Origin of the sequence: Xanthomarina gelatinilytica, from assembly GCF_000348685.1 — a bacterium.
Lineage (GTDB): Bacteria > Bacteroidota > Bacteroidia > Flavobacteriales > Flavobacteriaceae > Xanthomarina > Xanthomarina gelatinilytica.
The window spans coordinates 19,155-43,991 of record NZ_ANLA01000016.1 but is presented as its reverse complement, the minus strand read 5'-3'; the positions used below and the strand labels follow the sequence as shown (position 1 = coordinate 43,991).

Below are 24,837 nucleotides of genomic sequence, written 5' to 3'. Positions count from 1 at the left end.
TAAGAAGAAGACATGAGAAAAAGACAAGCGAAAAAAAGACCGCTTTTACCAGATCCACGTTTCAACGATCAGTTGGTAACTAGATTCGTGAACATGATGATGTGGGATGGTAAAAAGTCAGTAGCTTTTAAAGTGTTTTACGATGCAATCGATATCGTGGATCAAAAGAAAACAGACGAAGAAAAAACTGCTTTGGAGTTGTGGAAAGATGCCTTATCCAATGTGATGCCTCACGTAGAAGTACGTAGCCGTCGTGTGGGAGGTGCCACTTTTCAAATCCCTATGCAGATTAGACCAGATAGAAAAGTTTCTACAGCAATGAAATGGCTTATTAGTTATTCCCGTAAAAGAAACGAAAAATCTATGGCACAGCGTTTAGCTTCAGAAATTTTAGCAGCAGCTAAAGAAGAAGGAGCAGCTGTAAAGAAAAGAGTAGATACTCATAAAATGGCAGAAGCAAACAAAGCATTCTCACACTTTAGATTCTAGTAACAAATGGCAAGAGATTTAAAATATACAAGAAACATAGGAATTGCAGCTCATATTGATGCTGGTAAAACAACAACAACTGAGCGAATATTATTTTACACTGGAGTTAATCATAAAATAGGGGAGACCCATGAAGGGTCTTCAACTATGGACTGGATGGAGCAAGAAGCTGAAAGAGGTATTACAATTACTTCTGCAGCAACTACCTGCGACTGGACTTTTCCTAAAGAAAACGGAGTGCCAACAGAGGATGCTAAAGATTATCACTTTAATATTATTGATACTCCTGGTCACGTAGATTTTACGGTAGAAGTAAACCGTTCTTTACGTGTTTTGGATGGTTTGGTATTCTTATTTAGTGCAGTGGATGGTGTAGAGCCACAATCTGAAACTAACTGGAGATTGGCAGACAATTATAAAGTCCCAAGAATTGGTTTTGTTAATAAAATGGATCGTCAAGGAGCAAACTTCCTTGAAGTGAACAATCAGGTGAAAGAAATGCTAGGATCCAATGCTGTCCCTATAGTTTTGCCTATTGGAGATGAAGCAGATTTTAAAGGGGTTGTAGATTTAGTTAAGAACAGAGCTATAATCTGGCATGATGACAATTTTGGTTCTACTTTTGACGTAGTTGAAATTCCTGAAGACATGAAGGAAGAAGTACGTAACTACAGAGCCCTATTGATTGAAGAAGTAGCTAGCTATGATGAAAATTTATTGGAAAAATTCATGGAAGATGAAGAGTCTATTACAGAAGATGAAGTGCATGCTGCACTAAGAGCTGCTGTAATGGATATGGCAATCATACCTATGGTATGTGGTTCTTCATTCAAAAATAAAGGTGTACAGTTCCTTTTAGATGCTGTATGTCGTTATTTGCCTTCTCCATTGGATAGAGATAATATTAAAGGGATTAATCCTAATACAGAAAAAGAAGAAACGCGTAAACCTGATGTTAATGAGCCTTTTGCTGCATTAGCCTTTAAAATTGCTACCGACCCTTTTGTGGGACGTTTGGCTTTCTTTAGAGCCTATTCAGGGCGTTTGGACGCTGGTTCTTATATTCTAAACAACCGTTCAGGAAAAAAAGAGCGTATTTCTAGAATCTATCAAATGCACGCAAACAAGCAAAACGCTATCGATTTTATCGAAGCTGGTGATATTGGAGCTGCTGTAGGTTTTAAAGATATTAAGACAGGTGACACCATGTCTGATGAAAAACATCCAATTGTTTTAGAATCCATGAACTTCCCAGATCCAGTAATTGGTATTGCTGTGGAGCCAAAAACTAAAGCAGATGTTGACAAATTAGGGATGGCTTTATCTAAATTGGCAGAAGAAGATCCAACATTTACTGTTAGAACAGACGAAGCTTCAGGACAGACTATCATTTCTGGAATGGGTGAGCTTCACTTAGATATTATTGTTGACCGTTTAAGACGTGAGTTCAAGGTTGAAGTAAACCAAGGTCAACCTCAAGTAGAGTACAAAGAAGCCATCACAAAAAAGGCTGAACACAGGGAAGTTTATAAGAAACAATCTGGTGGTCGTGGTAAATTCGCTGATATTGTATTCACGCTAGAACCAGCTGAAGAAGGAAAAGTAGGATTGGAATTCGTTTCAGAAATTAAAGGAGGTAACGTTCCTAAAGAATTTATCCCTTCTATTGAAAAAGGATTCAAAATGGCTATGCAAAATGGTCCATTGGCAGGATACGAAGTTGATGCTATGAAAGTAACATTAACAGATGGTTCATACCACGATGTGGATTCTGATCAATTATCTTTCGAATTGGCAGCAAAATTAGGATTTAAAGCTGCTGCAAAAGCTGCAAAAGCTGTAATCATGGAGCCTATAATGAAACTGGAAGTAATTACTCCAGAAGAAAATATGGGTGATATAGTAGGAGATTTAAACCGTCGTCGTGGACAGGTAAGCGATATGGGAGACAGAGCAGGAGCAAAAACTGTTAAAGCTACTGTGCCTCTATCAGAAATGTTTGGTTATGTAACCACATTAAGAACCTTGTCTTCAGGACGTGCAACATCAACAATGGAATTTTCACACTATGCTGAAACTCCTTCAAATATTTCAGAAGAAGTTATTAAGGCAGCTAAAGGCGTAGAAGCTTAAAATCTTAAGAAAATGAGTCAAAAAATTAGAATAAAATTAAAGTCTTACGATCACAATTTAGTAGATAAATCTGCTGATAAGATTGTAAAAACAGTAAAAAGTACTGGAGCTGTAGTAACGGGACCAATTCCATTACCAACTCACAAAAAGATTTTCACTGTATTGCGTTCACCTCACGTTAACAAGAAGTCCAGAGAACAATTTCAATTAAGCTCATACAAGAGATTATTGGATATCTACTCGTCTTCTTCAAAAACCATCGACGCTTTGATGAAACTTGAATTGCCAAGTGGTGTTGAAGTAGAGATAAAGGTGTAAGTAAGGCAAGAACATGTCCTTAACGATGGTTAGGGAAAAACGGAAAAATACAATTCAAGGCTGAAACGTATTTTTCAGCCTTGAATTTTAAATAAGGACAAGTCGCGACTTGTCCATAGAAAAACAAACAAAAAGGACAAGTCGCGAATTGTCCATACTAAAAAAACAAAATATGTCTGGGTTAATAGGAAAAAAAATCGGTATGACCAGCATTTTCGATGAAAATGGAAAAAACATTCCATGTACAGTAATCGAAGCTGGACCATGTATCGTTACCCAAGTCAGAACTGAAGAAGTTGACGGTTACAAAGCCATTCAACTTGGTTTCGATGACGCGACAGAAAAAAGTGCTACTAAAGCAGACTTAGGTCACGCAAAAAAAGCAGGAACTTCTGTAAAACGCAAAATCGCTGAATTCAAAGGTTTTGATAAGGAGTACAAATTAGGTGATGCAATAACTGTAGAGCACTTTATTGAAGGGGAGTTTGTAGATATCTCTGGAACTTCAAAAGGTAAAGGCTTCCAAGGAGTTGTAAAACGTCACGGTTTTGGTGGTGTAGGTCAAGCTACCCACGGTCAACACAACCGTTTAAGAGCTCCAGGTTCTATTGGTGCTGCTTCATATCCTGCAAGAGTATTTAAAGGAATGAAAATGGCCGGTAGAATGGGAACTGATAAAGTAAAAGTTGAAAATTTAAGAGTTTTAAAAGTGGTTCCAGAAAAGAACTTACTTGTGGTTAAAGGCTGTGTGCCTGGTCATAAAAACGCTTATGTAATTATTCAGAAATAATGAAAGTAGCAGTTTTAGATATAAACGGAAAAGAAACAGGAAGAAAGGCAGACCTTTCTGATGCTGTTTTTGCTATTGAGCCTAATAATCACGCTGTATATTTGGATGTTAAACAATATTTGGCAAACCAAAGACAAGGAACTCACAAAGCTAAAGAAAGAGCTGAGATTTCTGGAAGTACACGTAAAATTAAAAAACAAAAAGGAACTGGTACAGCTAGAGCTGGATCTATCAAGTCTGGAGTTTTTAAAGGAGGTGGACGTATGTTTGGTCCAAGACCAAGAAACTATGGTTTTAAATTAAATAAAAATTTAAAGCGTTTAGCTAGAAAATCGGCCTTGAGCATTAAAGCAAACGAAAAATCAATTGTGGTATTGGAAGACTTTAATTTTGATTCCCCAAAAACAAAAAATTTCGTTGCCGTTTTAAAGGCTTTAGACCTGGAAAACAAAAAGTCTCTATTTGTGTTGGGCGCTTCAAATAATAATGTATATTTGTCGTCACGCAATTTAAAAGGCTCTGAAGTTATAAGCAACTCAGAATTAAGTACTTACAAGATTTTAAATGCAAATCAAGTAGTGCTATTGGAGAGTTCTTTAGAAGAAATTGAATCGAATTTAAGTAAATAAGAAACAAATGAATATCTTAATTAAACCTATAATCACAGAAAAAGCGACAGCTGATAGCGAGTTAAGAAACTGCTATACATTCGCAGTGAATACCAAGGCGAACAAGGTAGAAATTAAAAAAGCGGTGGAAGCTGCTTATGGCGTTTCTGTTGAAAAAGTTCGTACTATTAATGTCCGTCCAGATAGAAAGACCAAGTTTACAAAAACTGGGATTCAACATGGTAAAACAAATGCTGTAAAAAAAGCAATTGTACAACTGGCGGAAGGTGAAATGATTGATTTATACAGTAACATGTAATTAGACTAAGATGTCAGTAAGAAAATTAAAACCAATCACACCAGGACAGCGATTTAGAGTAGTAAATGGGTATGACGCCATAACTACTGATAAGCCGGAGAAAAGTTTATTAGCTCCGAAAAAACGTTCAGGTGGTAGAAACAGTCAAGGAAAAATGACCATGCGCTACATAGGTGGAGGTCATAAAAGAAAGTATCGTATTATCGATTTCAAACGTAACAAAACTGGAATTCCAGCAGAAGTTAAGTCTATTGAGTACGATCCAAACAGAACAGCTTTTATTGCATTATTGCACTATCAAGATGGTGAAAAAGCATACATAATTGCACAAAACGGTTTGCAAGTAGGGCAAACAGTGGTATCTGGTGATACTGCTCCTACTGAAATTGGTAACGCCATGCCATTAAGTAAAATTCCTTTAGGAACCATTATTTCTTGTGTTGAGTTACGTCCAGGACAAGGAGCTGTTATGGCTCGTAGTGCTGGTACTTTTGCACAATTAATGGCAAGAGGAGAGAAGTTTGCAACTATCAAACTTCCTTCAGGAGAAACCCGTTTGGTGTTGGTAACCTGTATGGCTACAATAGGCGTTGTATCAAACTCAGACCATCAATTGTTAGTATCTGGTAAAGCAGGTAGAACAAGATGGTTAGGAAGACGTCCACGAACAAGACCAGTGGTAATGAACCCTATTGATCATCCAATGGGTGGTGGAGAAGGACGAGCCTCAGGTGGTCATCCACGTTCTAGAAAAGGTTTACCTGCTAAAGGTTATAGAACCCGTTCTAAAACAAAAGCGAGTAATAAATATATTGTAGAACGTAGAAAGAAATAATAAGTCATGTCAAGATCATTAAAAAAAGGACCTTACGTTCATTATAAATTAGAGAAGAAAGTTCAAGATAACGTTGAATCTGGAAAAAAATCAGTAATCAAAACTTGGTCTAGAGCCAGTATGATTACCCCAGATTTCGTTGGACAAACTATTGCAGTTCATAACGGTCGTCAATTCGTACCAGTATATGTAACTGAAAATATGGTAGGACATAAATTAGGAGAATTTTCACCAACAAGATCTTTTAGAGGTCATGCAGGTGCTAAAAACAAAGGTAAAAAGTAGTAAGCTATGGGAAGTCGTAAAAAACAAATGGCAGACGCGATTAAGGAAGAGAAAAAGCACATTGCTTTTGCTAAACTTAATAACTGTCCTACATCACCAAGAAAAATGCGTTTAGTAGCCGATTTAGTAAGAGGCGAAAAAGTAGAGAAAGCGCTTAATATTTTAAAATTCAGTCAAAAAGAAGCCTCAAACCGTTTAGAAACCTTGTTACTGTCTGCAATTGCAAACTGGCAAGCAAAAAACGAAGATGCCAATATTGAAGAGGCTGAATTGTTTATAAAAGAAATAAGAGTGGATGGCGGATCTATGTTAAAAAGATTACGTCCAGCACCTCAAGGTCGCGCACACAGAATTAGAAAACGTTCAAACCACGTAACAGTTGTGGTAGGAGCCAATAATAACACACAAAGTTAAGATAGAGATATGGGACAAAAAACAAATCCAATCGGAAATCGCTTAGGAATTATCAGAGGATGGGAATCTAACTGGTACGGAGGAAACGATTATGGCGATAAACTTGCCGAAGACGATAAGATCAGAAAGTACGTTCACGCACGTCTATCTAAAGCTAGTGTTTCAAGAGTAATTATCGAAAGAACCCTTAAACTTGTAACCGTTACTATCACAACGGCCCGTCCTGGTATCATTATTGGTAAAGGAGGTCAAGAGGTAGACAAGTTGAAAGAAGAGCTTAAGAAAATTACTGGTAAAGAAGTTCAAATAAACATATTTGAAATTAAAAGACCAGAACTTGATGCGCAATTGGTGGCAGCTAGTGTTGCTCGTCAAATAGAAAATAGAATTTCTTACAGACGTGCAATCAAAATGGCTATCGCTGCAACCATGCGAATGAATGCAGAAGGAATTAAAATCCAAATCAGTGGTCGTTTAAATGGTGCCGAGATGGCACGAAGCGAACACTACAAAGAAGGACGTATTCCTTTATCAACATTCAGAGCCGATATTGATTACGCTTTAGTTGAGGCCCACACTACTTATGGTAGATTAGGGATTAAAGTATGGATCATGAAAGGCGAAGTATATGGTAAAAGAGAACTTTCTCCTCTTGTTGGGTTATCTAAGAAGCAAGGAAAAGGTGGAACCGGAGGACGTGGTGGAAACAAATCCAACCCTCGTCGTAGAAAGTAATTTTTTATAAAGAACACAAAAAATGTTACAGCCTAAAAAAACAAAATTTCGTAAGCAACAAAAGGGACGCATGAAAGGTAACGCCGGAAGGGGTCACCGTTTATCCAGTGGAACTTTTGGTATAAAATCGTTAGACACAAGCTTTGTTACAGCTCGTCAAATAGAAGCTGCACGTATTGCTGCTACACGTTTCATGAAGAGAGAAGGATCTATCTGGATTAAAATTTTCCCAGACAAGCCTATCACAAAGAAACCTCTTGAAGTACGTATGGGTAAAGGTAAAGGTGCTGTTGAATACTGGGTAGCAACCGTTAAACCAGGTAGAATATTATTTGAAGTAGGTGGTGTGCCATTAGAAGTAGCTCAAGAAGCTTTACGTCTAGCAGCACAAAAACTACCAGTTAGAACTAAGTTTATAATTGCTCGAGATTACGAAGCATAATTTATTTGATATTATGAAACAATCAGAAATTAAAGAATTATCTGTAGCTGAGTTACAAGAGAAACTTAGTGAAACCAAAAAGAGCTATGTAGATTTAAAAATGGCTCATACAATCTCTCCTTTAGAGAACCCAATTCAATTACGTTCCTTAAGAAGAGACGTAGCTAGAATTGCGACCGAATTAACTAAAAGAGATTTACAATAATTCTGCCGAAAAGATGGAAACAAGAAATTTAAGAAAAGAACGTATAGGAATTGTTACTAGTAACAAAATGCAGAAATCTATTGTGGTTTCTGAAGTTAAAAAAGTAAAACACCCTATGTATGGAAAGTTCGTGTTAAAAACAAAAAAATACGTTGCGCACGACGAAACAAACGATTGTAACATTGGAGATACTGTAAAGATCATGGAAACAAGGCCTATGAGTAAATCCAAATGTTGGAGACTAGTTGAAATAATAGAAAGAGCTAAATAATTATGATACAAACAGAATCAAGATTAAAAGTAGCTGATAACACTGGAGCAAAAGAAGTATTGACCATACGTGTTCTAGGTGGTACCAAGAGAAGATACGCATCTGTTGGCGACAAAATTGTTGTTACAGTTAAAGATGCAACACCTAATGGAAACATTAAAAAAGGTGCTGTTTCAACTGCAGTTGTTGTACGTACAAGAAAAGAAGTAAGAAGACCAGATGGATCTTATATAAGATTTGACGATAACGCATGTGTTTTATTAAACCCAACCGGTGAGATGAGAGGAACACGTGTATTTGGTCCTGTTGCAAGAGAACTTCGTGATAAACAATTCATGAAAATTGTATCATTAGCACCTGAAGTGCTTTAATGCAAAATAAAATGACAAAGCTTAAAATAAAATCAGGAGATACCGTAAAAGTAATAGCCGGAGACCATAAAGGTTCTGAAGGGAAAGTGCTTAAAGTATTAAAAGATAAGAACAAAGCGATCGTTGAGGGAATCAACATGGTAAAGAAACACACTAAGCCAAGTGCACAGAACCCTCAAGGTGGAATCGTAGAAAAAGAAGCAGCTATTCAAATTTCCAACTTATCATTGTTAACCTCTAAAGGGGAAACAACCAGAGTTGGGTACAGAATGGAAGGCGATAAAAAAGTGAGATTTTCTAAAAAATCTAATGAAGTAATTTAGTTATGGCATATACACCTAGACTTAAAGAAGAGTACAAAAGCAGAATAACTGCAGCTCTTACAGACGAATTTGGTTATAAAAACATCATGCAAGTGCCTAAACTTCAAAAGATAGTAGTATCTAAAGGAGTTGGAGCAGCAGTTGCCGATAAAAAGTTAATTGACCACGCTGTGGAAGAATTAACAACTATAACTGGACAAAAGACCGTTGCAACCATCTCTAAAAAAGACGTTGCATCATTCAAATTACGTAAAGGTATGCCAATTGGCGCCAAAGTAACTTTACGTGGTGAAAGAATGTACGAATTTTTAGATCGTTTAATTACTTCAGCATTACCACGAGTAAGAGACTTTAATGGAATTAAAGCCACAGGATTCGATGGTAGAGGTAATTATAATTTAGGAATTACAGAACAAATTATCTTCCCAGAAATCGATATCGATAAGGTAAACAAAATTTCTGGAATGGATATTACATTTGTTACCTCAGCAGAAACAGATAAGGAAGCAAAATCATTATTAACAGAATTAGGATTACCTTTTCAAAAGAATTAAGATATGGCTAAAGAATCAATGAAAGCCCGTGAGGTAAAAAGAGCAAAAACAGTAGCAAAATATGCTGAGAAACGTAAAGCTTTAAAAGAAGCTGGAGATTACGAAGCATTACAAAAGTTACCAAAAAATGCTTCTCCTGTACGCATGCACAACCGTTGCAAGTTAACAGGAAGACCAAGAGGTTACATGAGAACCTTTGGGATTTCCAGAGTTACCTTCAGGGAAATGGCTAACCAAGGTTTAATACCTGGAGTTAAAAAGGCAAGCTGGTAATATTATAAAAGAATTATAAACGGGAATTAGGTTTAACAAAAAAGAGTTAAAAACCGATTCCGAAATTTAATAACTATGAATACAGATCCAATAGCGGATTATTTGACTAGAATTAGAAATGCTGTTCGAGCCAACCACAGAGTGGTTGAGATTCCAGCATCTAATTTAAAAAAGGAAATTACTAAAATATTATTCGAACAAGGATATATTTTAAGTTACAAATTTGAGGACAACTCTGTACAAGGGACCATTAAGATAGCCCTTAAGTACAATAAAGAGACCAAAGAACCTGTAATTAAAAAGATTCAAAGAATAAGTAAACCAGGTTTACGTAAGTATGCAAGTTCAAAAGAACTACCTAGAATTTTAAACGGTCTTGGTATTGCCATTGTTTCTACTTCTCATGGAGTAATGACAGGTAAGCAAGCACAAAGGGAAAATGTAGGTGGCGAAGTACTTTGTTACGTTTACTAATTAAAAGCGAATAAGAAATGTCAAGAATAGGTAATAACCCAATAGCAATTCCAGCAGGAATTACAGTTGATATTAACGATAACATTGTTACAGTTAAAGGAAAATTAGGAGAATTGACTCAAGAATTTTCTGATGTTGCAATTAAAGTTGAAGATGGAAATGTATTTGTAGAGCGTCCTTCAGATTCTAAAGTACACAAAGCAAAGCATGGACTTTATAGATCCCTTATCAATAACATGATTAAAGGCGTATCTACAGGATGGACAAAACAATTAGAATTGGTAGGTGTTGGTTATAGAGCATCAAACCAAGGACAAAAGTTAGACTTAGCGTTAGGATTTTCTCATAACATTGTTTTAGATATAGCTCCTGAAGTACAAGTGGAGACAATTTCAGAAAAAGGAAAAAATCCAATAGTAAAATTAACTTCATCAGACAAACAATTAGTTGGTCAAGTAGCAGCTAAAATACGTGGTTTTAGACCGCCAGAGCCTTACAAAGGTAAAGGAGTTAAGTTTGTAGGAGAAGTATTAAGAAGAAAAGCAGGTAAATCAGCTTAATAATTAAGTTATGGCATTAACAAAGAACGAAAGACGATTAAGAATTAAAAGCAGAGTTCGTAAAATAGTTTCAGGAACTGAGGCTAGACCAAGATTATCTGTTTTTAGAAGCAATAAAGAAATATATGCTCAAGTAATAGATGATGTATCTGGTAAAACCATTAGTGCAGCATCTTCTAGAGATAAAGACATTAGTTCTGCAAAAGGTACTAAAACTGAAATAGCAGCTTTAGTAGGTAAAGCAGTAGCTGAAAAAGCCCTTAAGGCAGGTGTGGAAACCATTTCTTTTGATAGAGGTGGATACCAATATCATGGTAGAGTTAAATCATTAGCCGAAGGAGCTAGAGAAGCAGGACTTAAATTCTAAGAAATTATGTATCAGAAATACAAAAGCGCAGAGTTAGTAAAACCAAGTGGATTGGATCTTAAAGATCGTTTGGTTGGTGTACAAAGAGTTACAAAAGTAACTAAAGGTGGTAGAGCATTTGGGTTTTCGGCAATAGTAGTTGTTGGAGATGAAGCAGGTGTTGTAGGTCACGGTTTAGGAAAATCTAAAGACGTAGCAAGTGCAATAGCAAAAGCTGTTGAAGATGCTAAGAAAAATTTAGTACGTATTCCTTTAGTAAAAAGATCCTTACCACACGAACAAAAAGGTAAATATGGAGGAGCAAGAGTAAACATTATTCCTGCAGCTCCTGGTACAGGTGTTATTGCTGGTGGTGCTGTAAGAACAGTGTTGGAAGCAGTAGGTGTTCACGACGTGTTATCAAAATCACAAGGTTCATCAAACCCTCATAACGTAGTTAAAGCTACTTTCGATGCTTTATTACAACTAAGAAATGCAAACACTATTGCACGTGATAGAGGTATATCGCTAGAAAAAGTTTTTAAAGGATAATACAGGAAACGATGGCAAAAATAAAAGTAAAAAAAGTTAAAAGCGCAATCAATCGTACGTTAAGACAAAAAAGAATTCTTGAAGCTCTTGGTCTTAAAAAGATTGGACAAGTCGTAGAACATGATGCCACACCAAACATCCTTGGTATGGTTAATAAAGTTAAACATTTAGTTTCTGTAGAAGAAACAAAATAATAAGATACTGAAATGGATTTAAGTAATTTAAAACCTGCAGAAGGTTCAGTTAAAAGTCAAGGTAAACGAATAGGACGTGGACAAGGTTCTGGAAAAGGTGGAACGGCAACTCGTGGCCACAAAGGAGCAAAATCCCGTTCTGGATATTCAAAGAAAATTGGATTTGAAGGAGGGCAAATGCCACTTCAAAGACGTGTGCCTAAATTTGGCTTTACTAACATCAACAGAGTAGAATATCAAGGTGTAAACTTAGATACTTTACAACAATTAGTAGACGAAAAGAAAATTAAAGATACTTTAGATTTCGATACCCTTGTAGCTCTAAGATTAGCTGGAAAAAACGATCTAGTTAAAATTATGGGAAGAGGTGAGTTAAAAGCTAAATTAAAGGTGTCTGCTCATAAGTTTACCGCTTCAGCAAAAGCTGCGATTGAAGCTGCAGGAGGAGAAACTGTAACTTTATAATCACAAACAAGCGCATGAAATTTATAGAGACACTAAAGAATGTTTGGAAAATAGAGGAATTAAGAAACAGAATCATTTTAACCCTTGGTCTGTTATTAGTTTATCGTTTTGGCGCACAAGTGGTTTTACCAGGTATTGATGCAGCTCAATTGGAAAATTTACAGAGCAACACAGAGTCTGGTTTATTAGGTTTGTTAAACGCATTTACAGGAGGAGCTTTTGCTAACGCTTCTGTTTTTGCTTTAGGGATCATGCCATATATCTCTGCTTCCATTGTGGTTCAGTTAATGGGAATAGCCATTCCTTATTTACAGAAACTGCAAAAAGAAGGAGCCAGTGGCCAAAAGAAAATCACACAAATTACACGTTGGTTAACCATTGCCATCTGTTTGGTGCAGGCGCCAGGATATTTAGCAAGTTTGCCAACAGCATTTGGTATTCCACAAAGTGCCTTTTTATTGGGTACTGGAGGGTTATTCTATTTTTCATCTATAGTTATTTTAGTTACAGGCTGTATCTTTGCTATGTGGTTGGGAGAGAAAATTACCGATAAAGGTATTGGTAACGGAATCTCTTTATTAATTATGGTTGGAATTATTGCAACCTTGCCAAAAGCATTTTTACAAAACGCATCTTCCAGGCTAGAAGGAAACAACGTGATGTTGATTCTTTTTGAATTGGTTATCTGGTTGGTTATTATCTTAGCCTCAGTTATGCTGGTTATGGCAGTTAGAAAAATAGCGGTACAGTATGCAAGAAGAACTGCTTCTGGTGGTTACGAGAAAAACGTAATGGGATCCAGACAGTTTTTACCATTAAAACTAAATGCATCTGGAGTAATGCCAATTATCTTTGCACAAGCCATTATGTTCGTGCCAAGTTTAATAGGTCAGTCCTCTTTCTTGAAAGACACTAGTGCAGGACAATGGATGTCAACAAATTTTGCTGATATATTTGGTTTTTGGTACAACTTAGTTTTTGCTTTATTAATCATAGTATTTACATACTTTTATACAGCAATCACAGTGCCTACAAACAAAATGGCAGACGATTTAAAACGTAGTGGTGGTTTTATTCCTGGCATACGCCCAGGTTCTGAAACTTCAGAATATTTAGATAAAATAATGTCTCAAATAACATTACCAGGATCTATATTCCTAGCTTTAATAGCTGTGTTCCCAGCCATTATAGTAAAGCTAATGAATGTACAATCTGGATGGGCCTTATTTTTTGGTGGAACCTCACTATTAATTATGGTTGGAGTTGCAATAGATACTATGCAACAAGTAAACTCTTACTTGTTGAATAGACATTACGACGGCTTGATGAAAACAGGTAAAAATAGAAAAGCAGTAGCTTAATATATCAATACTATGGCAAAACAAGCAGCAATAGAACAAGACGGAACAATAATAGAAGCATTATCCAATGCCATGTTTCGTGTTGAACTAGAAAATGGTCACATAGTGACAGCGCATATATCTGGTAAAATGCGTATGCATTACATAAAATTATTACCAGGAGACAAAGTAAAATTAGAAATGAGTCCTTACGATTTAACTAAGGCTAGAATAACTTATAGATACTAACAGAGATGAAAGTAAGAGCATCAGTTAAAAAAAGAAGTGCAGATTGTAAAATCGTGCGTAGAAAAGGTAGACTTTACGTAATTAACAAAAAGAATCCTAGATTCAAACAAAGACAAGGGTAGTTATGGCAAGAATTGCAGGTGTAGACATACCAAAAAACAAAAGAGGAGTTATCTCCCTAACTTATATCTATGGAATAGGTAAAAGTAGAGCAAAAGACATTTTAGCCCAAGCTAAAGTGGATGAAAGTACAAAAGTTCAAGATTGGACAGACGACGAAATAAGTAATATTCGTGAGGCTGTTGGTTCTTTTACTATTGAAGGAGAATTACGTTCTGAAACACAAATGAACATTAAGCGATTAATGGATATTGGTTGTTACAGAGGTATTCGTCATAGAGCTGGTCTTCCATTAAGAGGACAACGTACAAAAAACAATTCTAGAACTAGAAAAGGTAGAAGAAAAACTGTTGCTAACAAAAAAATGGCAACTAAATAATTAAAAGACATTAGTCATTAGAGTTTAGACGTTAGATGAATCTGTTTGAAATAGCAATGTTTAGGATTCTAACAACTAAAAACTAACAACTAGAAATCTAAAAATAATATGGCAAAGTCAAGTACTAAAAAGCGTAAAGTAATTGTTGATGCAATAGGTGAAGCTCACGTAACAGCATCTTTCAATAACATTATCATTTCGCTTACAAACAAAAAAGGAGACGTGATCGCATGGTCTTCTGCTGGAAAAATGGGATTCAGAGGTTCTAAAAAGAACACACCTTACGCTGCTCAATTAGCTGCTGAAGATGCTGCTGCTGTAGCACAGGAAGCAGGCTTAAAGAAAGTAAAAGTATACGTAAAAGGTCCTGGTAACGGTAGAGAATCTGCAATACGTTCTATTCATAACGCAGGTATTGAAGTAACAGAAATTATAGATGTTACTCCATTGCCACATAATGGATGTCGTCCTCCAAAACGTAGAAGAGTATAAGCAAGCATACCAAAGAATTAATATCAACTGTTTTTAATGGTTGATATTAATTTTTTATGTGTAAATTTGCACTCTTAAAAAATAATAAACAAGTATCAACGAGAGGATAACGGTTATCGAAGGATAAGATTAAGACCTTAATTCATAACCACTCTCATAACAAATTTAATATGGCAAGATATACTGGTCCTAAAACTAAAATAGCTCGTAAGTTTGGTGAAGCTATTTATGGAGAAGATAAGTCTTTTGAGAAAAGAAACTATCCTCCAGGTCAACATGGTGCAAACAAGCGTCGTGGAAAAAAATCTGAATATGCAATCCAGTTAATGGAAAAGCAAAAAGCAAAATACACTTATGGTGTGTTGGAAAAGCAATTCAGAAACATGTTTAAAAAAGCAACTGCTGCTCCTGGAATTACAGGGGAAGTATTGTTACAATTATGTGAGTCCAGATTGGACAACGTTGTTTTTAGAATGGGAATATCCCCTTCAAGAAATGGTGCTAGACAACTAGTGTCCCACAGACACATTACAGTAAACGGAGAAATTGTAAATATCCCATCTTACCACTTAAAACCTGGAGATGTTGTTGCTGTAAGAGAAAAATCAAAATCGCTTGAAGCTATCGATAAATCTTTATCAAATTCAAGCCAAGTTTACGAATGGATTACTTGGAATACCGAAAAGAAAGAAGGTACTTTTGTTTCTGTACCTGCTAGAATTCAAATTCCAGAAAACATAAACGAACAATTCATCGTCGAATTATACTCTAAATAATAACTGATACAAATCGCAAATATGGCAGTATTTAATTTTCAAAAGCCCGACAAAGTAATCATGATTGATTCAACCGATTTTGAAGGAAAATTCGAATTTCGTCCTTTAGAACCTGGTTACGGATTAACAGTTGGAAATGCTCTAAGAAGAGTTTTACTTTCTTCTTTAGAAGGATTTGCAATCACTTCGGTTAGAATTGAAGGTGTAGATCATGAATTTTCTACTATTGCTGGCGTTGTTGAAGATGTTACTGAAATTATTTTAAACTTAAAACAAGTACGTTTTAAAAGACAAATAGAAGATGTGGACAGCGAATCTGTTTCAATATCTCTTTCAGGACAAAATCAAATAACAGCTGGTGATTTTCAAAAATTTATTTCAGGATTCCAAATATTAAATTCAGAGCTTGTAATCTGTAATTTAGATCCTAAAGTAAATATCAATATGGAAATTACTATTGAAAAAGGTAGAGGTTACGTTCCAGCAGAAGAAAACAAAAAAGCTTCTGCTCCTATAGGAACCATCTTTACAGATTCAATTTACACACCTATAAAAAATGTTAAGTACAGCATTGAGAACTATCGTGTGGAACAAAAAACAGATTACGAAAAATTGGTTTTCGAAATCATTACTGACGGTTCCATCACACCTCAAGATGCTTTAACAGAAGCTGCAAAAACATTAATCCATCACTTCATGTTGTTCTCTGATGAAAGAATAACCCTTGAAGCTGATGAGATAGCTCAAACAGAAACTTATGATGAAGAATCCCTTCACATGAGACAACTATTAAAAACCAAATTGGTTGATATGGATCTGTCTGTTCGTGCGCTTAACTGTTTAAAAGCTGCTGAAGTAGATACCTTAGGAGATTTAGTATCTTTTAACAAAAACGACTTAATGAAGTTCCGTAACTTTGGTAAAAAATCCTTAACAGAGCTTGAAGAGCTTGTTAATGTGAAAGGGTTAAACTTTGGAATGGATCTTTCAAAATATAAATTAGATAAAGATTAATACATCATATTTTGCTCCTCTATAAAGGGTTGTAGCAAGATGGTGATTAAAACAAAATGTCATGAGACACGGAAAAAAAACAAACCACTTAGGGAGAAAAACAGCTCACAGAAAATCAATGTTGGCCAATATGGCTTGTTCCTTAATTGAACACAAGCGTATTAACACAACAGTAGCTAAAGCTAAAGCTTTAAAACAATTTGTGGAGCCTTTAGTAACAAAATCTAAAGAAGACACAACACATAACAGACGTATTGTTATGTCTCGTTTAAGACAAAAAGAAGCTGTTGCAGAATTATTTAGAGATGTTGCTCCTAAAGTAGGAGACAGACCAGGAGGATACACAAGAATTATTAAACTTGGTAACCGTTTAGGTGATAACGCAGATATGGCAATGATTGAACTTGTAGATTACAATGAAATTTACAATGCAGACAAAGCTAAGAAGAAAACAACCAGAAGAAGTAGAAGAGGTGGTTCTAAATCAACCGAAGCTAAAGCTCCTGTAACAGAAACTAAAGCTTCAAACGAAGAAGAATAGTTAAAGTTTCTGTTAATTAATGTTAATATAATAAGGATAGACCCAATAAGTCTATCCTTTTTTTATATTTGCATCCTAAATTTTATACAATGAACAAATTTTTGGTTTTTATACTGGCATTATCAGTTAACTTTTCATTTTCTCAAGCATCTTCAGATGTGTCTGCAAACAGTTTGACAAACGCAAGCAGAATGTTGTCTAACAACGGACTTTGGATTTCCAGTGCTCCAAAAAGCACGAAGCTAAAAGGAACTCCTTATTTATTTGAATCTTGGAACAATGATGACGCCTTAATTTTTATGCAAGATAAAGCTTATAGGTTAAAATCACTTAATTATAACATACAATTAGAGCGTTTTGAGGCTAAATTTTCTGAAGATTCAGTTTTTGCATTCAATCCAAAAAATATTAAAAAAGTAGTGATAGAAGGAAGAACCTTTAAACGTTATCTAGATCCTGAATTCCAAAGAAATTCCTTTTTTGAAGAATTGGCAGCTACAAAATCCATCTCTATTTTAAGAAAACATGAAATAGAAATTGTTGAAGCAAGTTTTAACCCAATGACTCAGCAAAAAGTTTCAGACGATCAAATGGTACATAAAGAAAAGTACTATTACACAAAGGATAGAGAAACCCTTAAAGAAACCAAACTTAAAAAATCTGCTGTCTTAAAATTGATTGATGCAGATAAAAAAGATGTCATTAAACAATACGCTAAAGACAATAATTTAAGCTTTAAAGATATTAATGACCTTAAAAACATTTTAAAACATTATAACACTCTTTAAGGTTAAGAGTTTTTTAATTACTAAAAAAGCTTTATATTTAATTAAAACAATTATTTATGAAGCTTTTCTTATTTTACATGTTTAGTGCTTTTTTGTTAACACCTTGTTTTTCTCAAAACATGCGAAGTTCACTTTCCAGCAGCTCCGCAAAGTTCCAGACAAGTAGAACAGTTACTACTGCAGATATGTTTCCAGATGAAGCTTTCCAAAAGAGGCTGTACAATAAGGAAGATGGTTCAAGATATTTATATGATACTTGGGACAGGACTTCCAAAATTATTTTCTCAAACGGTAAAGAACTCAAACTAAAAAATATAAACTTTAATCTAAAAGAGAATAGGTTTGAAACGGAAACCTTAGGTGATACCCTATTTATTTTCAACAATGAAAAGGTTAAAATGGTTTACACCTCTACTGAAACCTTCATTAAAATGTACAATCCAAAAACACGTGAAGCAGGTTTCTTTGAGCCCATGTTGGAATTAAATAAAGTCTCGCTGTTTAAGGTGCCCGAATTACATATAGTCAAAGGGGTTTTAAATCCATTGACCCAAGAAACAACTCCTGATGTCCTTACCCGAATTTCAACATATTTTTATTCTAAGAATGATTCAAACTTAGAGGAATTAAAACTTAAAAAGAAACACATTCTGAAAACATTTTCTGACAAGAAAAACGAGATTAGCACTTTTGTAAAAGACAATAAATTGGATTATGAATCTGAAGAAGACTTGATTAAGATCTTTACCTATTACGATTCCCTTTAATAAAAAAGAAATCATAAAAAAGGATAAACATTTTAGTTTATCCTTTTTTTTATGCAATTTTGCAAAACTTTTTTAATCATGAAATACAACAAACGAGACAAAGCCATTATTTTACTAGCAGACGGAACCATTTTTCATGGTAAAGCTGTAGGAAAATCTGGTACAGCCTTTGGCGAGGTATGCTTTAATACAGGTATGACTGGCTATCAAGAAATTTTTACAGATCCTTCTTATTTTGGTCAACTCATGGTAACTACCAATGCTCACATTGGTAATTACGGAACACATGAGGACGAAGTGGAATCCAATTCCATTAAAATTTCTGGTTTAATTTGTAAAAATTTTAGTTACCAGTATTCTCGTGATGCTGCAGATGCATCTTTGGAAACATTTTTAAACAAACACGATTTATTTGCCATTTCCGATGTGGACACCAGAGCTTTGGTAAGCTACATAAGGGATAATGGTGCCATGAACGCTGTAATTTCTACAGACGTTGACAACATTGAAGGCCTTAAAAAACAACTGGCTCAAGTTCCTGATATGAATGGTTTGGAACTGGCTTCACAGGTATCCACCAAAGAACCATATTTTTATGGGAATGAAAATGCAACTTATAAAATAGCAGCTTTAGATATAGGGATTAAAACAAACATACTAAGAAATTTAGCCAAACGGGATGCCTATATAAAAGTGTTTCCTTACAATGCCACTTTTGAAGATATGAGTGCCTTTAATCCAGATGGATATTTTTTATCCAATGGACCTGGAGATCCAGAACCTTTAAAAGAAGCACAAATGTTGGCAAAACAGATTATAGAGAAAAACTTGCCTTTATTTGGCATCTGTTTGGGACATCAAGTCATTGCTTTGGCAAACGGAATTTCTACTTACAAAATGCATCATGGGCATAGAGGCATAAATCATCCGGTTAAAAACCTAATAACAGGTAAAGGTGAAATTACATCACAAAATCACGGCTTTGCCATTAATAGGGAAGAAGCAGAAAACCATTCAGACATAGAAATAACACACGTTCATTTAAACGATCATACAGTGGCTGGAATTCGCATGAAAAATAAAAATTGCTTTTCGGTACAATATCATCCCGAAGCAAGCCCTGGACCACACGATTCTTCCTATCTGTTCGATCAGTTTATAGAAAACATTAAAAACAAATAATCAAAAAAACCTCAAAGAAGATTTACTTCCTTGAGGTTTTTAACTAAAATTTTTTAGCTTAACCTACAGGATCTCAATCTTAAAACATCGGGACTTGTAGGTTTTATAAATAAACAACTAATTTTAAACTATTTGAGATGAGCATTATTATTAACATTCACGCAAGACAAATTTTAGATTCCAGAGGAAACCCAACTGTAGAAGTAGATGTGGTAACCGAAAACGGCATTATGGGAAGAGCTGCTGTGCCATCTGGGGCTTCAACCGGAGAACATGAAGCTGTAGAATTACGTGATGGAGGAAACTCTTATATGGGTAAAGGGGTTTTAAAAGCTGTAGAAAACGTGAATACCATTATTGCTCAGGAATTGCTTGGAACCTCTGTGTTTGAACAGAACCTTATAGATAAAACCATGAGGGATTTGGATGGTACGCCCAACAAATCAAAATTAGGGGCCAATGCTATTTTGGGTGTTTCTTTAGCTGTAGCAAAAGCTGCAGCAAACGAATTAGGTATACCGCTTTACAGATATGTTGGAGGCGTTAGTGCCAATACACTTCCTGTGCCTATGATGAACATCATCAATGGAGGTTCACATAGCGATGCTCCTATCGCTTTTCAGGAGTTTATGATTATGCCTGTAAGAGCCAAAAATTTCACTCATGCCATGCAAATGGGAACAGAAATTTTTCATCATTTAAAAAACGTATTACACGATAGAAACTTAAGCACTGCAGTAGGGGATGAAGGTGGATTTGCCCCAAATTTGGCTGGTGGAACAGAAGACGCACTGGATACCATTAAAAAAGCTGTGGAACAGGCAGGATACACTTTAGGTGATGATATCATGATTGCATTGGATTGTGCTTCGGCTGAATTTTATATCGACGGTAAATACGATTATACTAAATTTGAAGGTGATAAAGGACAAGTAAGGACCAGCAAAGAACAAGCCGATTATTTAGCTGAACTAACCTCTAAATACCCAATCATCTCCATAGAAGATGGTATGGATGAAAACGATTGGGAAGGTTGGAAGTATTTAACCGAAAAAATTGGAGATAAAGTACAATTGGTTGGCGACGATTTGTTTGTAACAAATGTGAAACGTTTGTCCAAAGGCATAGAAAATAACATTGCCAATTCCATTTTAATTAAAGTAAACCAAATAGGAACACTTTCCGAAACCATTGCTGCTGTAAATATGGCTCACAATGCAGGTTATACCTCTGTCATGTCTCATCGTTCTGGTGAAACGGAAGATAATACCATTGCAGATTTAGCCGTGGCTTTAAATTGTGGGCAAATTAAAACAGGTTCGGCATCACGTAGTGATAGAATGTCTAAATACAACCAATTGTTGCGCATTGAGGAAGAATTGGAAGATGTGGCTTACTATCCAGGAAAAAAAGCATTTAAAGTGAAGTAGCTCCCTTTAAATTAAATTTTATTTAAAGCGATTATCCGTATCTGGATAATCGCTTTTGTTTTACTATCGATTTTTCTAATATTTTTATTAGTAAAACCTTTGTTAAGTGCTTTATAAATCGTTATATATTTTGTAAATTCGTGAAGTTAAAAAGTACAACAAAATACATTAATTTTTCACAATATATGTCAGATAAAGCTACAATAGAAATTAAAGGCAAAACTTATGAATTTCCCATAATAGAAGGAACTGAAAATGAGGTTGCCATAGATATCAAAAACTTAAGAAGCAGCACAGAAGGTGTTATTACTTTAGATCCAGGTTATAAAAACACAGGGTCTTGCGAAAGTGCCATAACGTTTTTAGATGGAGAAAAAGGAATTTTAAGATACAGAGGATATTCTATTGAAGAGCTTGCCGAAAAAGCCAATTTCCTGGAAGTTGCATTTCTTTTAATCTTTGGGGAATTGCCAACTAAAGAACAGTTGGAAAAATTCCATGCAGATATTAAGGCGCAATCTGTTGTAGATGAAGATGTAAGAAAGATTGTGGATGCTTTTCCAAAATCGGCTCACCCAATGGGAGTTATTGCTTCTTTAACTAGTGCATTAACTGCTTTCAACCCTTCTTCGGTAAATGTTAACTCTGAAGAAGACATGTACAAAGCCATTGTGAAAATATTGGGTAAATTTCCAGTATTGGTAGCTTGGACTTTTAGAAAAAAGAATGGTCTGCCATTGGATTATGGCGATAAAAATTTAGGCTATGTGGAAAACATCTTAAAAATGATGTTTAAACAGCCAAACGAAGATTATCTTTTCAATCCAATTGTTATAAACGCCTTGGATAAGTTATTGATACTTCATGCAGATCACGAACAAAACTGTTCTACCTCTACTGTAAGAATTGCAGGTTCATCCCATGTTGGTTTGTTTGCTTCCCTTTCTACAGGTATATCAGCCCTTTGGGGACCACTTCATGGAGGTGCCAATCAAGCTGTATTGGAAATGCTTGAAGCCATAAAGGAAGATGGTGGAGATACTGAAAAATATATGGCTAAAGCAAAAGATAAAGAAGATCCGTTTAGATTGATGGGCTTTGGGCATAGAGTTTACAAAAATTTCGATCCAAGAGCCAAAATCATCAAAAAAGCTGCAGACGAAATTTTAAACGATTTGGGTGTTGAAGATCCTATATTGAACATAGCAAAAGCTTTAGAACAAGAAGCTTTAAAGGATCCTTATTTTGTAGACAGAAAATTATATCCAAACGTAGATTTCTATTCTGGAATTATTTACAGGGCCATGGGCATCCCAACAGATATGTTTACTGTAATGTTTGCTTTGGGTCGTTTACCAGGTTGGATTGCTCAATGGAGAGAAATGAGATTGAACAACGAACCTATTGGTCGTCCTAGACAGATTTATGTAGGGGAAACTTTAAGGTCCTTTAAAACTATTGATAAACGTTAATTAAATAAACATAATAGTTAAAAGCTTCATTTTTATTAATGGAGCTTTTTTTTATATTTAAAAAAACATCAAAATAGAAGTCAAAAATAAATTTATTAGGTTTGTAATACTATGATAAAACTAAACGTAACCAACGAAACATCTAGATTAAGAGCCGTAGTTTTAGGCACTGCAGTTAGTAATGGTCCCACACCAACCGAAGAGCAAGCTTACGACCCAAAATCTTTAGAACATATTAAAGCAGGAACCTATCCTGTGGAAGCAGACATGGTCAAGGAAATGGAAGCAGTTGCAAAGGTATTCGAGAAGTACAACATTAAAGTGTACAGACCAGAATTGATAAAAGACTGTAACCAAATTTTTACAAGGGATATAGCATTTGTTATTGACGATGTCTTTGTAAAAGCGAATATTCTTCCAAATAGAGAAGAAGAATTGGATGCTATTCAGTATGTTATAGACCAAATAGATCCAAAAAAAGTGGTAAGACCTCCAGAAGAGGTTCATATAGAAGGTGGAGATGTCATGCTTTGGAACAACCATATTTTTATTGGTACCTATAAAGGTAGTGACTATAAGAACTATATAACTGCCAGAACCAATATGGAAGGTGTGCAGTATATCAAGGATTTGTTTCCACATAAAATTGTGAAGGAATTCGATTTGGTGAAATCCAAAATTGAACCAAGGGACAATGCCTTGCATTTGGATTGCTGTTTCCAACCCGTAGGGAAAAATAAAGGCATTATCTATAAAAGTGGTTTCCGGGAAGAAAGTGATTATATGTATTTGGTTGATTTGTTTGGAAAAGAGAACTTGTTCCATATAACCAGGGAAGAAATGTACCATATGAACAGCAATGTGTTTTCCATAGCTGAAGATGTGGTTGTTTCTGAAAAGAATTTTACCAGATTAAACGCTTGGTTAAGAAGCAATGGCTTTACCGTTGAAGAAGTGCCTTATGCTGAAATTGCCAAACAGGAAGGTCTTTTGCGATGCTCAACCTTGCCATTAATTAGGGATTGATTATAACTAACTTTTAAAATTTAAAATGCAAAAAGGTCTTCCATAGGAGACCTTTTATTGTTTTAAATGATATTTAATACACTAATATATTATCAGTTTTTTGGTAATCCTGTTGTTGTTGGTCTCGAAAACTGCTAAATAGACACCTTTTTTTATATAACTGACATCAATTTTAGAATAGGTTGTTTTTAATGTTTTGCTTAAAACTTCTTTACCTAAGATATCCATTAATTTAAAAGTAGTATGTTCTAGGGTTTTCAAATCAACATGAAGAATCCCTTTTGAAGGATTGGGATACATGTTGATAGTGGGATCCAAATTGAAGGACTCAGAATGTAAAGCATTAAAATCCACTTCAGCAAAAAATAAAGCAGCACCTAGTGTGCCTTTGGTCACTTCATATAAATAGTTGGTATCCATGTTGGCCAAAACATCATTTGGGCCATGAGCATAAGGTGTTTCGTTGTATTCGTATAAACCTGTAATGATTTCATTGTTATCTTCAAACGGTATATAATCTGATGCGTAGGCATAGGATATTTCAGTATTAAGGTTCGAATACAATTCTATGCAGGTTGCCAATTGATTGGTCGCTGTATTAGATGCAGCATTGTTTGTGGAAGGAGTGTTGCTTTGGTCCCTTTCGCAAACTATGGTATTGTTTGTCATGCCATTAACGCCACCAACTTCATCTATGTTAAGTACAAGTTTAATGTCTAAATTTTGAGGGATAACGGTATTGTTCACATAATAATTACTTCCTACCAATCCATCTTCTTCACCACTAAAATGAATGAATTTTATGGAATATTCTGTTGGAACCGTAGCCAGTAAACGTGCCAATTCCATAATTAAAACCGTTCCAGAGCCATTGTCGTTAGTGCCTGGTCCATTAATGGTATCGTAATGACCATCTATTATCAGGAAAGTATTGGGATAGGTAGTTCCGGTTTTGGTAACAATAATATTGTTGCTTGTGCCAGAGGAATAAGTAAAGGATTGCAGTTCTATGTTTGAATAACCTAAATTGGTGTAGTGTGTTGTAATCCAATTTTCAGCATTGGTTAAAGCTTGAGTGCCTACTTCTTTCACGCCAAAATTTTGGAAGGCAGTTAAATTGTTTACAATATTTGTTGCCGAAACATTATCCACTAGGTTTCCAAAATAGGGATCATAGGTTTGTGAATAACTGTTTGTTTTTGTAAATAAAAAGATGGACGCCAAAAAGGCATAGGTTAAGTAAGTTTGTTTCATATCAATGTTTATGGGTCCACTAAGGTAGTTTAAATTTTTGCTTTAAAAAAA

Annotated in this window: 38 protein-coding genes; 37 read left to right on the top strand and 1 reads right to left on the bottom strand. The window is 35.2% G+C overall.

Features of this window, described 5'->3' with window-relative positions:
• Window positions 1-12: 12 nt before the first annotated feature.
• From rpsG to D778_RS10455, 37 genes are all read left to right on the top strand, one after another.
• Window positions 13-489, top strand: a complete 477-nt coding sequence (gene rpsG / locus D778_RS10635; protein WP_007650485.1) for a 30S ribosomal protein S7 — start codon at window positions 13-15, stop codon at window positions 487-489.
• A gap of 6 nt (window positions 490-495) precedes the next feature.
• On the top strand, window positions 496-2,622 hold the full coding sequence (fusA, locus tag D778_RS10630; protein ID WP_007650483.1) for an elongation factor G: 2,127 nt from the start codon (window positions 496-498) through the stop codon (window positions 2,620-2,622).
• A 12-nt stretch (window positions 2,623-2,634) separates the two neighbouring features.
• The gene (gene rpsJ / locus D778_RS10625; RefSeq protein ID WP_007650482.1) at window positions 2,635-2,940 is read left to right on the top strand and encodes a 30S ribosomal protein S10; all 306 of its coding nucleotides are present in this window, start codon (window positions 2,635-2,637) and stop codon (window positions 2,938-2,940) included.
• 172 nt (window positions 2,941-3,112) lie between these two features.
• A complete protein-coding gene (gene rplC / locus D778_RS10620; protein ID WP_007650481.1) occupies window positions 3,113-3,730 on the top strand; it encodes a 50S ribosomal protein L3 in 618 nt (205 codons plus the stop codon).
• Window positions 3,730-4,359, top strand: coding sequence for a 50S ribosomal protein L4 (rplD, locus tag D778_RS10615; RefSeq protein WP_007650480.1), 630 nt, complete (start codon window positions 3,730-3,732; stop codon window positions 4,357-4,359). Before rplC ends, rplD begins: the two co-directional genes overlap by 1 nt.
• Before the next feature lie 7 nt (window positions 4,360-4,366).
• Window positions 4,367-4,657: a 50S ribosomal protein L23 gene (gene rplW, locus D778_RS10610; RefSeq protein ID WP_040492195.1), complete on the top strand. Its 291-nt coding sequence runs from the start codon at window positions 4,367-4,369 to the stop codon at window positions 4,655-4,657.
• Window positions 4,658-4,667: 10 nt separating this feature from the next.
• Window positions 4,668-5,492: a 50S ribosomal protein L2 gene (gene rplB / locus D778_RS10605; RefSeq protein ID WP_007650476.1), complete on the top strand. Its 825-nt coding sequence runs from the start codon at window positions 4,668-4,670 to the stop codon at window positions 5,490-5,492.
• Window positions 5,493-5,498: 6 nt separating this feature from the next.
• A complete protein-coding gene (rpsS, locus tag D778_RS10600; RefSeq protein WP_007650474.1) occupies window positions 5,499-5,777 on the top strand; it encodes a 30S ribosomal protein S19 in 279 nt (92 codons plus the stop codon).
• A gap of 6 nt (window positions 5,778-5,783) precedes the next feature.
• A complete protein-coding gene (rplV, locus tag D778_RS10595) occupies window positions 5,784-6,191 on the top strand; it encodes a 50S ribosomal protein L22 (RefSeq protein ID WP_007650473.1) in 408 nt (135 codons plus the stop codon).
• A 9-nt stretch (window positions 6,192-6,200) separates the two neighbouring features.
• On the top strand, window positions 6,201-6,926 hold the full coding sequence (rpsC, locus tag D778_RS10590) for a 30S ribosomal protein S3 (protein ID WP_007650471.1): 726 nt from the start codon (window positions 6,201-6,203) through the stop codon (window positions 6,924-6,926).
• Between the two features lie 22 nt (window positions 6,927-6,948).
• Window positions 6,949-7,368 (top strand): 50S ribosomal protein L16, encoded by a 420-nt coding sequence (gene rplP / locus D778_RS10585; protein ID WP_007650469.1) that lies wholly within the window; start codon window positions 6,949-6,951, stop codon window positions 7,366-7,368.
• 13 nt (window positions 7,369-7,381) lie between these two features.
• Entirely contained in the window at window positions 7,382-7,573 is a 192-nt protein-coding gene (gene rpmC, locus D778_RS10580; protein WP_007650467.1) for a 50S ribosomal protein L29, read from the top strand.
• 13 nt (window positions 7,574-7,586) lie between these two features.
• Window positions 7,587-7,844: a 30S ribosomal protein S17 gene (gene rpsQ / locus D778_RS10575; RefSeq protein ID WP_040492188.1), complete on the top strand. Its 258-nt coding sequence runs from the start codon at window positions 7,587-7,589 to the stop codon at window positions 7,842-7,844.
• A gap of 2 nt (window positions 7,845-7,846) precedes the next feature.
• Window positions 7,847-8,215, top strand: coding sequence for a 50S ribosomal protein L14 (gene rplN, locus D778_RS10570; protein WP_007650464.1), 369 nt, complete (start codon window positions 7,847-7,849; stop codon window positions 8,213-8,215).
• 11 nt (window positions 8,216-8,226) lie between these two features.
• Window positions 8,227-8,538, top strand: coding sequence for a 50S ribosomal protein L24 (gene rplX / locus D778_RS10565; protein WP_040492227.1), 312 nt, complete (start codon window positions 8,227-8,229; stop codon window positions 8,536-8,538).
• A gap of 2 nt (window positions 8,539-8,540) precedes the next feature.
• Window positions 8,541-9,092 carry a 50S ribosomal protein L5 gene (rplE, locus tag D778_RS10560; protein ID WP_007650462.1) on the top strand — a complete coding sequence of 184 codons (552 nt, stop codon included), beginning with the start codon at window positions 8,541-8,543 and terminating at the stop codon, window positions 9,090-9,092.
• 3 nt (window positions 9,093-9,095) lie between these two features.
• A complete protein-coding gene (rpsN, locus tag D778_RS10555; protein WP_040492186.1) occupies window positions 9,096-9,365 on the top strand; it encodes a 30S ribosomal protein S14 in 270 nt (89 codons plus the stop codon).
• Between the two features lie 75 nt (window positions 9,366-9,440).
• The gene (gene rpsH, locus D778_RS10550) at window positions 9,441-9,839 is read left to right on the top strand and encodes a 30S ribosomal protein S8 (RefSeq protein ID WP_007650459.1); all 399 of its coding nucleotides are present in this window, start codon (window positions 9,441-9,443) and stop codon (window positions 9,837-9,839) included.
• Window positions 9,840-9,856: 17 nt separating this feature from the next.
• Complete coding sequence (rplF, locus tag D778_RS10545; RefSeq protein ID WP_007650457.1) at window positions 9,857-10,399, top strand: 50S ribosomal protein L6; 543 nt, start codon at window positions 9,857-9,859, stop codon at window positions 10,397-10,399.
• A gap of 10 nt (window positions 10,400-10,409) precedes the next feature.
• Window positions 10,410-10,766 (top strand): 50S ribosomal protein L18, encoded by a 357-nt coding sequence (rplR, locus tag D778_RS10540; RefSeq protein WP_007650456.1) that lies wholly within the window; start codon window positions 10,410-10,412, stop codon window positions 10,764-10,766.
• A 6-nt stretch (window positions 10,767-10,772) separates the two neighbouring features.
• Window positions 10,773-11,297 (top strand): 30S ribosomal protein S5, encoded by a 525-nt coding sequence (gene rpsE, locus D778_RS10535; RefSeq protein ID WP_007650455.1) that lies wholly within the window; start codon window positions 10,773-10,775, stop codon window positions 11,295-11,297.
• An 11-nt stretch (window positions 11,298-11,308) separates the two neighbouring features.
• Window positions 11,309-11,491, top strand: a complete 183-nt coding sequence (gene rpmD, locus D778_RS10530; protein WP_007650453.1) for a 50S ribosomal protein L30 — start codon at window positions 11,309-11,311, stop codon at window positions 11,489-11,491.
• Window positions 11,492-11,503: 12 nt separating this feature from the next.
• On the top strand, window positions 11,504-11,956 hold the full coding sequence (gene rplO, locus D778_RS10525) for a 50S ribosomal protein L15 (protein ID WP_007650451.1): 453 nt from the start codon (window positions 11,504-11,506) through the stop codon (window positions 11,954-11,956).
• Window positions 11,957-11,970: 14 nt separating this feature from the next.
• Complete coding sequence (gene secY, locus D778_RS10520; protein ID WP_007650449.1) at window positions 11,971-13,317, top strand: preprotein translocase subunit SecY; 1,347 nt, start codon at window positions 11,971-11,973, stop codon at window positions 13,315-13,317.
• A gap of 12 nt (window positions 13,318-13,329) precedes the next feature.
• Window positions 13,330-13,545, top strand: coding sequence for a translation initiation factor IF-1 (gene infA, locus D778_RS10515; protein ID WP_007094967.1), 216 nt, complete (start codon window positions 13,330-13,332; stop codon window positions 13,543-13,545).
• Between the two features lie 5 nt (window positions 13,546-13,550).
• On the top strand, window positions 13,551-13,667 hold the full coding sequence (gene ykgO, locus D778_RS10510) for a type B 50S ribosomal protein L36 (protein WP_013305171.1): 117 nt from the start codon (window positions 13,551-13,553) through the stop codon (window positions 13,665-13,667).
• Between the two features lie 2 nt (window positions 13,668-13,669).
• The gene (gene rpsM / locus D778_RS10505) at window positions 13,670-14,044 is read left to right on the top strand and encodes a 30S ribosomal protein S13 (protein ID WP_007650443.1); all 375 of its coding nucleotides are present in this window, start codon (window positions 13,670-13,672) and stop codon (window positions 14,042-14,044) included.
• Between the two features lie 108 nt (window positions 14,045-14,152).
• Window positions 14,153-14,536 (top strand): 30S ribosomal protein S11, encoded by a 384-nt coding sequence (gene rpsK / locus D778_RS10500; protein ID WP_007650442.1) that lies wholly within the window; start codon window positions 14,153-14,155, stop codon window positions 14,534-14,536.
• Between the two features lie 170 nt (window positions 14,537-14,706).
• Entirely contained in the window at window positions 14,707-15,312 is a 606-nt protein-coding gene (rpsD, locus tag D778_RS10495) for a 30S ribosomal protein S4 (protein ID WP_007650440.1), read from the top strand.
• Window positions 15,313-15,333: 21 nt separating this feature from the next.
• Window positions 15,334-16,326 (top strand): DNA-directed RNA polymerase subunit alpha, encoded by a 993-nt coding sequence (locus tag D778_RS10490; RefSeq protein ID WP_007650439.1) that lies wholly within the window; start codon window positions 15,334-15,336, stop codon window positions 16,324-16,326.
• Between the two features lie 61 nt (window positions 16,327-16,387).
• Window positions 16,388-16,867, top strand: a complete 480-nt coding sequence (rplQ, locus tag D778_RS10485; RefSeq protein ID WP_007650438.1) for a 50S ribosomal protein L17 — start codon at window positions 16,388-16,390, stop codon at window positions 16,865-16,867.
• 89 nt (window positions 16,868-16,956) lie between these two features.
• Complete coding sequence (locus D778_RS10480) at window positions 16,957-17,655, top strand: hypothetical protein (protein WP_040492173.1); 699 nt, start codon at window positions 16,957-16,959, stop codon at window positions 17,653-17,655.
• A 56-nt stretch (window positions 17,656-17,711) separates the two neighbouring features.
• Window positions 17,712-18,422 carry a hypothetical protein gene (locus tag D778_RS10475; RefSeq protein ID WP_040492172.1) on the top strand — a complete coding sequence of 237 codons (711 nt, stop codon included), beginning with the start codon at window positions 17,712-17,714 and terminating at the stop codon, window positions 18,420-18,422.
• A 78-nt stretch (window positions 18,423-18,500) separates the two neighbouring features.
• A complete protein-coding gene (gene carA, locus D778_RS10470; RefSeq protein ID WP_007650435.1) occupies window positions 18,501-19,604 on the top strand; it encodes a glutamine-hydrolyzing carbamoyl-phosphate synthase small subunit in 1,104 nt (367 codons plus the stop codon).
• 137 nt (window positions 19,605-19,741) lie between these two features.
• On the top strand, window positions 19,742-21,034 hold the full coding sequence (gene eno / locus D778_RS10465; RefSeq protein WP_007650434.1) for a phosphopyruvate hydratase: 1,293 nt from the start codon (window positions 19,742-19,744) through the stop codon (window positions 21,032-21,034).
• 185 nt (window positions 21,035-21,219) lie between these two features.
• Window positions 21,220-22,506 (top strand): citrate synthase, encoded by a 1,287-nt coding sequence (locus D778_RS10460; RefSeq protein ID WP_007650433.1) that lies wholly within the window; start codon window positions 21,220-21,222, stop codon window positions 22,504-22,506.
• Between the two features lie 111 nt (window positions 22,507-22,617).
• Entirely contained in the window at window positions 22,618-23,532 is a 915-nt protein-coding gene (locus D778_RS10455; protein WP_007650432.1) for a dimethylarginine dimethylaminohydrolase family protein, read from the top strand.
• Window positions 23,533-23,613: 81 nt separating this feature from the next.
• Here the strand turns inward: D778_RS10455 and D778_RS10450 are convergent, their stop codons facing one another.
• Window positions 23,614-24,786 (bottom strand): M28 family peptidase, encoded by a 1,173-nt coding sequence (locus D778_RS10450; RefSeq protein WP_007650431.1) that lies wholly within the window; start codon window positions 24,784-24,786, stop codon window positions 23,614-23,616.
• Window positions 24,787-24,837: the final 51 nt, after the last annotated feature.

Excerpts from the sequence above, each read along its gene's own strand:
- rpsG (WP_007650485.1), top strand. The coding sequence starts at position 13 with ATGAGAAAAAGACAAGCGAAAAAAAGACCGCTTTTACCAGATCCACGT.
- fusA (WP_007650483.1), top strand. The coding sequence starts at position 496 with ATGGCAAGAGATTTAAAATATACAAGAAACATAGGAATTGCAGCTCAT.
- rpsJ (WP_007650482.1), top strand. The coding sequence starts at position 2,635 with ATGAGTCAAAAAATTAGAATAAAATTAAAGTCTTACGATCACAATTTA.
- rplC (WP_007650481.1), top strand. The coding sequence starts at position 3,113 with ATGTCTGGGTTAATAGGAAAAAAAATCGGTATGACCAGCATTTTCGAT.
- rplD (WP_007650480.1), top strand. The coding sequence starts at position 3,730 with ATGAAAGTAGCAGTTTTAGATATAAACGGAAAAGAAACAGGAAGAAAG.
- rplW (WP_040492195.1), top strand. The coding sequence starts at position 4,367 with ATGAATATCTTAATTAAACCTATAATCACAGAAAAAGCGACAGCTGAT.
- rplB (WP_007650476.1), top strand. The coding sequence starts at position 4,668 with ATGTCAGTAAGAAAATTAAAACCAATCACACCAGGACAGCGATTTAGA.
- rpsS (WP_007650474.1), top strand. The coding sequence starts at position 5,499 with ATGTCAAGATCATTAAAAAAAGGACCTTACGTTCATTATAAATTAGAG.
- rplV (WP_007650473.1), top strand. The coding sequence starts at position 5,784 with ATGGGAAGTCGTAAAAAACAAATGGCAGACGCGATTAAGGAAGAGAAA.
- rpsC (WP_007650471.1), top strand. The coding sequence starts at position 6,201 with ATGGGACAAAAAACAAATCCAATCGGAAATCGCTTAGGAATTATCAGA.
- rplP (WP_007650469.1), top strand. The coding sequence starts at position 6,949 with ATGTTACAGCCTAAAAAAACAAAATTTCGTAAGCAACAAAAGGGACGC.
- rpmC (WP_007650467.1), top strand. The coding sequence starts at position 7,382 with ATGAAACAATCAGAAATTAAAGAATTATCTGTAGCTGAGTTACAAGAG.
- rpsQ (WP_040492188.1), top strand. The coding sequence starts at position 7,587 with ATGGAAACAAGAAATTTAAGAAAAGAACGTATAGGAATTGTTACTAGT.
- rplN (WP_007650464.1), top strand. The coding sequence starts at position 7,847 with ATGATACAAACAGAATCAAGATTAAAAGTAGCTGATAACACTGGAGCA.
- rplX (WP_040492227.1), top strand. The coding sequence starts at position 8,227 with ATGACAAAGCTTAAAATAAAATCAGGAGATACCGTAAAAGTAATAGCC.
- rplE (WP_007650462.1), top strand. The coding sequence starts at position 8,541 with ATGGCATATACACCTAGACTTAAAGAAGAGTACAAAAGCAGAATAACT.
- rpsN (WP_040492186.1), top strand. The coding sequence starts at position 9,096 with ATGGCTAAAGAATCAATGAAAGCCCGTGAGGTAAAAAGAGCAAAAACA.
- rpsH (WP_007650459.1), top strand. The coding sequence starts at position 9,441 with ATGAATACAGATCCAATAGCGGATTATTTGACTAGAATTAGAAATGCT.
- rplF (WP_007650457.1), top strand. The coding sequence starts at position 9,857 with ATGTCAAGAATAGGTAATAACCCAATAGCAATTCCAGCAGGAATTACA.
- rplR (WP_007650456.1), top strand. The coding sequence starts at position 10,410 with ATGGCATTAACAAAGAACGAAAGACGATTAAGAATTAAAAGCAGAGTT.
- rpsE (WP_007650455.1), top strand. The coding sequence starts at position 10,773 with ATGTATCAGAAATACAAAAGCGCAGAGTTAGTAAAACCAAGTGGATTG.
- rpmD (WP_007650453.1), top strand. The coding sequence starts at position 11,309 with ATGGCAAAAATAAAAGTAAAAAAAGTTAAAAGCGCAATCAATCGTACG.
- rplO (WP_007650451.1), top strand. The coding sequence starts at position 11,504 with ATGGATTTAAGTAATTTAAAACCTGCAGAAGGTTCAGTTAAAAGTCAA.
- secY (WP_007650449.1), top strand. The coding sequence starts at position 11,971 with ATGAAATTTATAGAGACACTAAAGAATGTTTGGAAAATAGAGGAATTA.
- infA (WP_007094967.1), top strand. The coding sequence starts at position 13,330 with ATGGCAAAACAAGCAGCAATAGAACAAGACGGAACAATAATAGAAGCA.
- ykgO (WP_013305171.1), top strand. The coding sequence starts at position 13,551 with ATGAAAGTAAGAGCATCAGTTAAAAAAAGAAGTGCAGATTGTAAAATC.
- rpsM (WP_007650443.1), top strand. The coding sequence starts at position 13,670 with ATGGCAAGAATTGCAGGTGTAGACATACCAAAAAACAAAAGAGGAGTT.
- rpsK (WP_007650442.1), top strand. The coding sequence starts at position 14,153 with ATGGCAAAGTCAAGTACTAAAAAGCGTAAAGTAATTGTTGATGCAATA.
- rpsD (WP_007650440.1), top strand. The coding sequence starts at position 14,707 with ATGGCAAGATATACTGGTCCTAAAACTAAAATAGCTCGTAAGTTTGGT.
- D778_RS10490 (WP_007650439.1), top strand. The coding sequence starts at position 15,334 with ATGGCAGTATTTAATTTTCAAAAGCCCGACAAAGTAATCATGATTGAT.
- rplQ (WP_007650438.1), top strand. The coding sequence starts at position 16,388 with ATGAGACACGGAAAAAAAACAAACCACTTAGGGAGAAAAACAGCTCAC.
- D778_RS10480 (WP_040492173.1), top strand. The coding sequence starts at position 16,957 with ATGAACAAATTTTTGGTTTTTATACTGGCATTATCAGTTAACTTTTCA.
- D778_RS10475 (WP_040492172.1), top strand. The coding sequence starts at position 17,712 with ATGAAGCTTTTCTTATTTTACATGTTTAGTGCTTTTTTGTTAACACCT.
- carA (WP_007650435.1), top strand. The coding sequence starts at position 18,501 with ATGAAATACAACAAACGAGACAAAGCCATTATTTTACTAGCAGACGGA.
- eno (WP_007650434.1), top strand. The coding sequence starts at position 19,742 with ATGAGCATTATTATTAACATTCACGCAAGACAAATTTTAGATTCCAGA.
- D778_RS10460 (WP_007650433.1), top strand. The coding sequence starts at position 21,220 with ATGTCAGATAAAGCTACAATAGAAATTAAAGGCAAAACTTATGAATTT.
- D778_RS10455 (WP_007650432.1), top strand. The coding sequence starts at position 22,618 with ATGATAAAACTAAACGTAACCAACGAAACATCTAGATTAAGAGCCGTA.
- D778_RS10450 (WP_007650431.1), bottom strand. The coding sequence starts at position 24,786 with ATGAAACAAACTTACTTAACCTATGCCTTTTTGGCGTCCATCTTTTTA.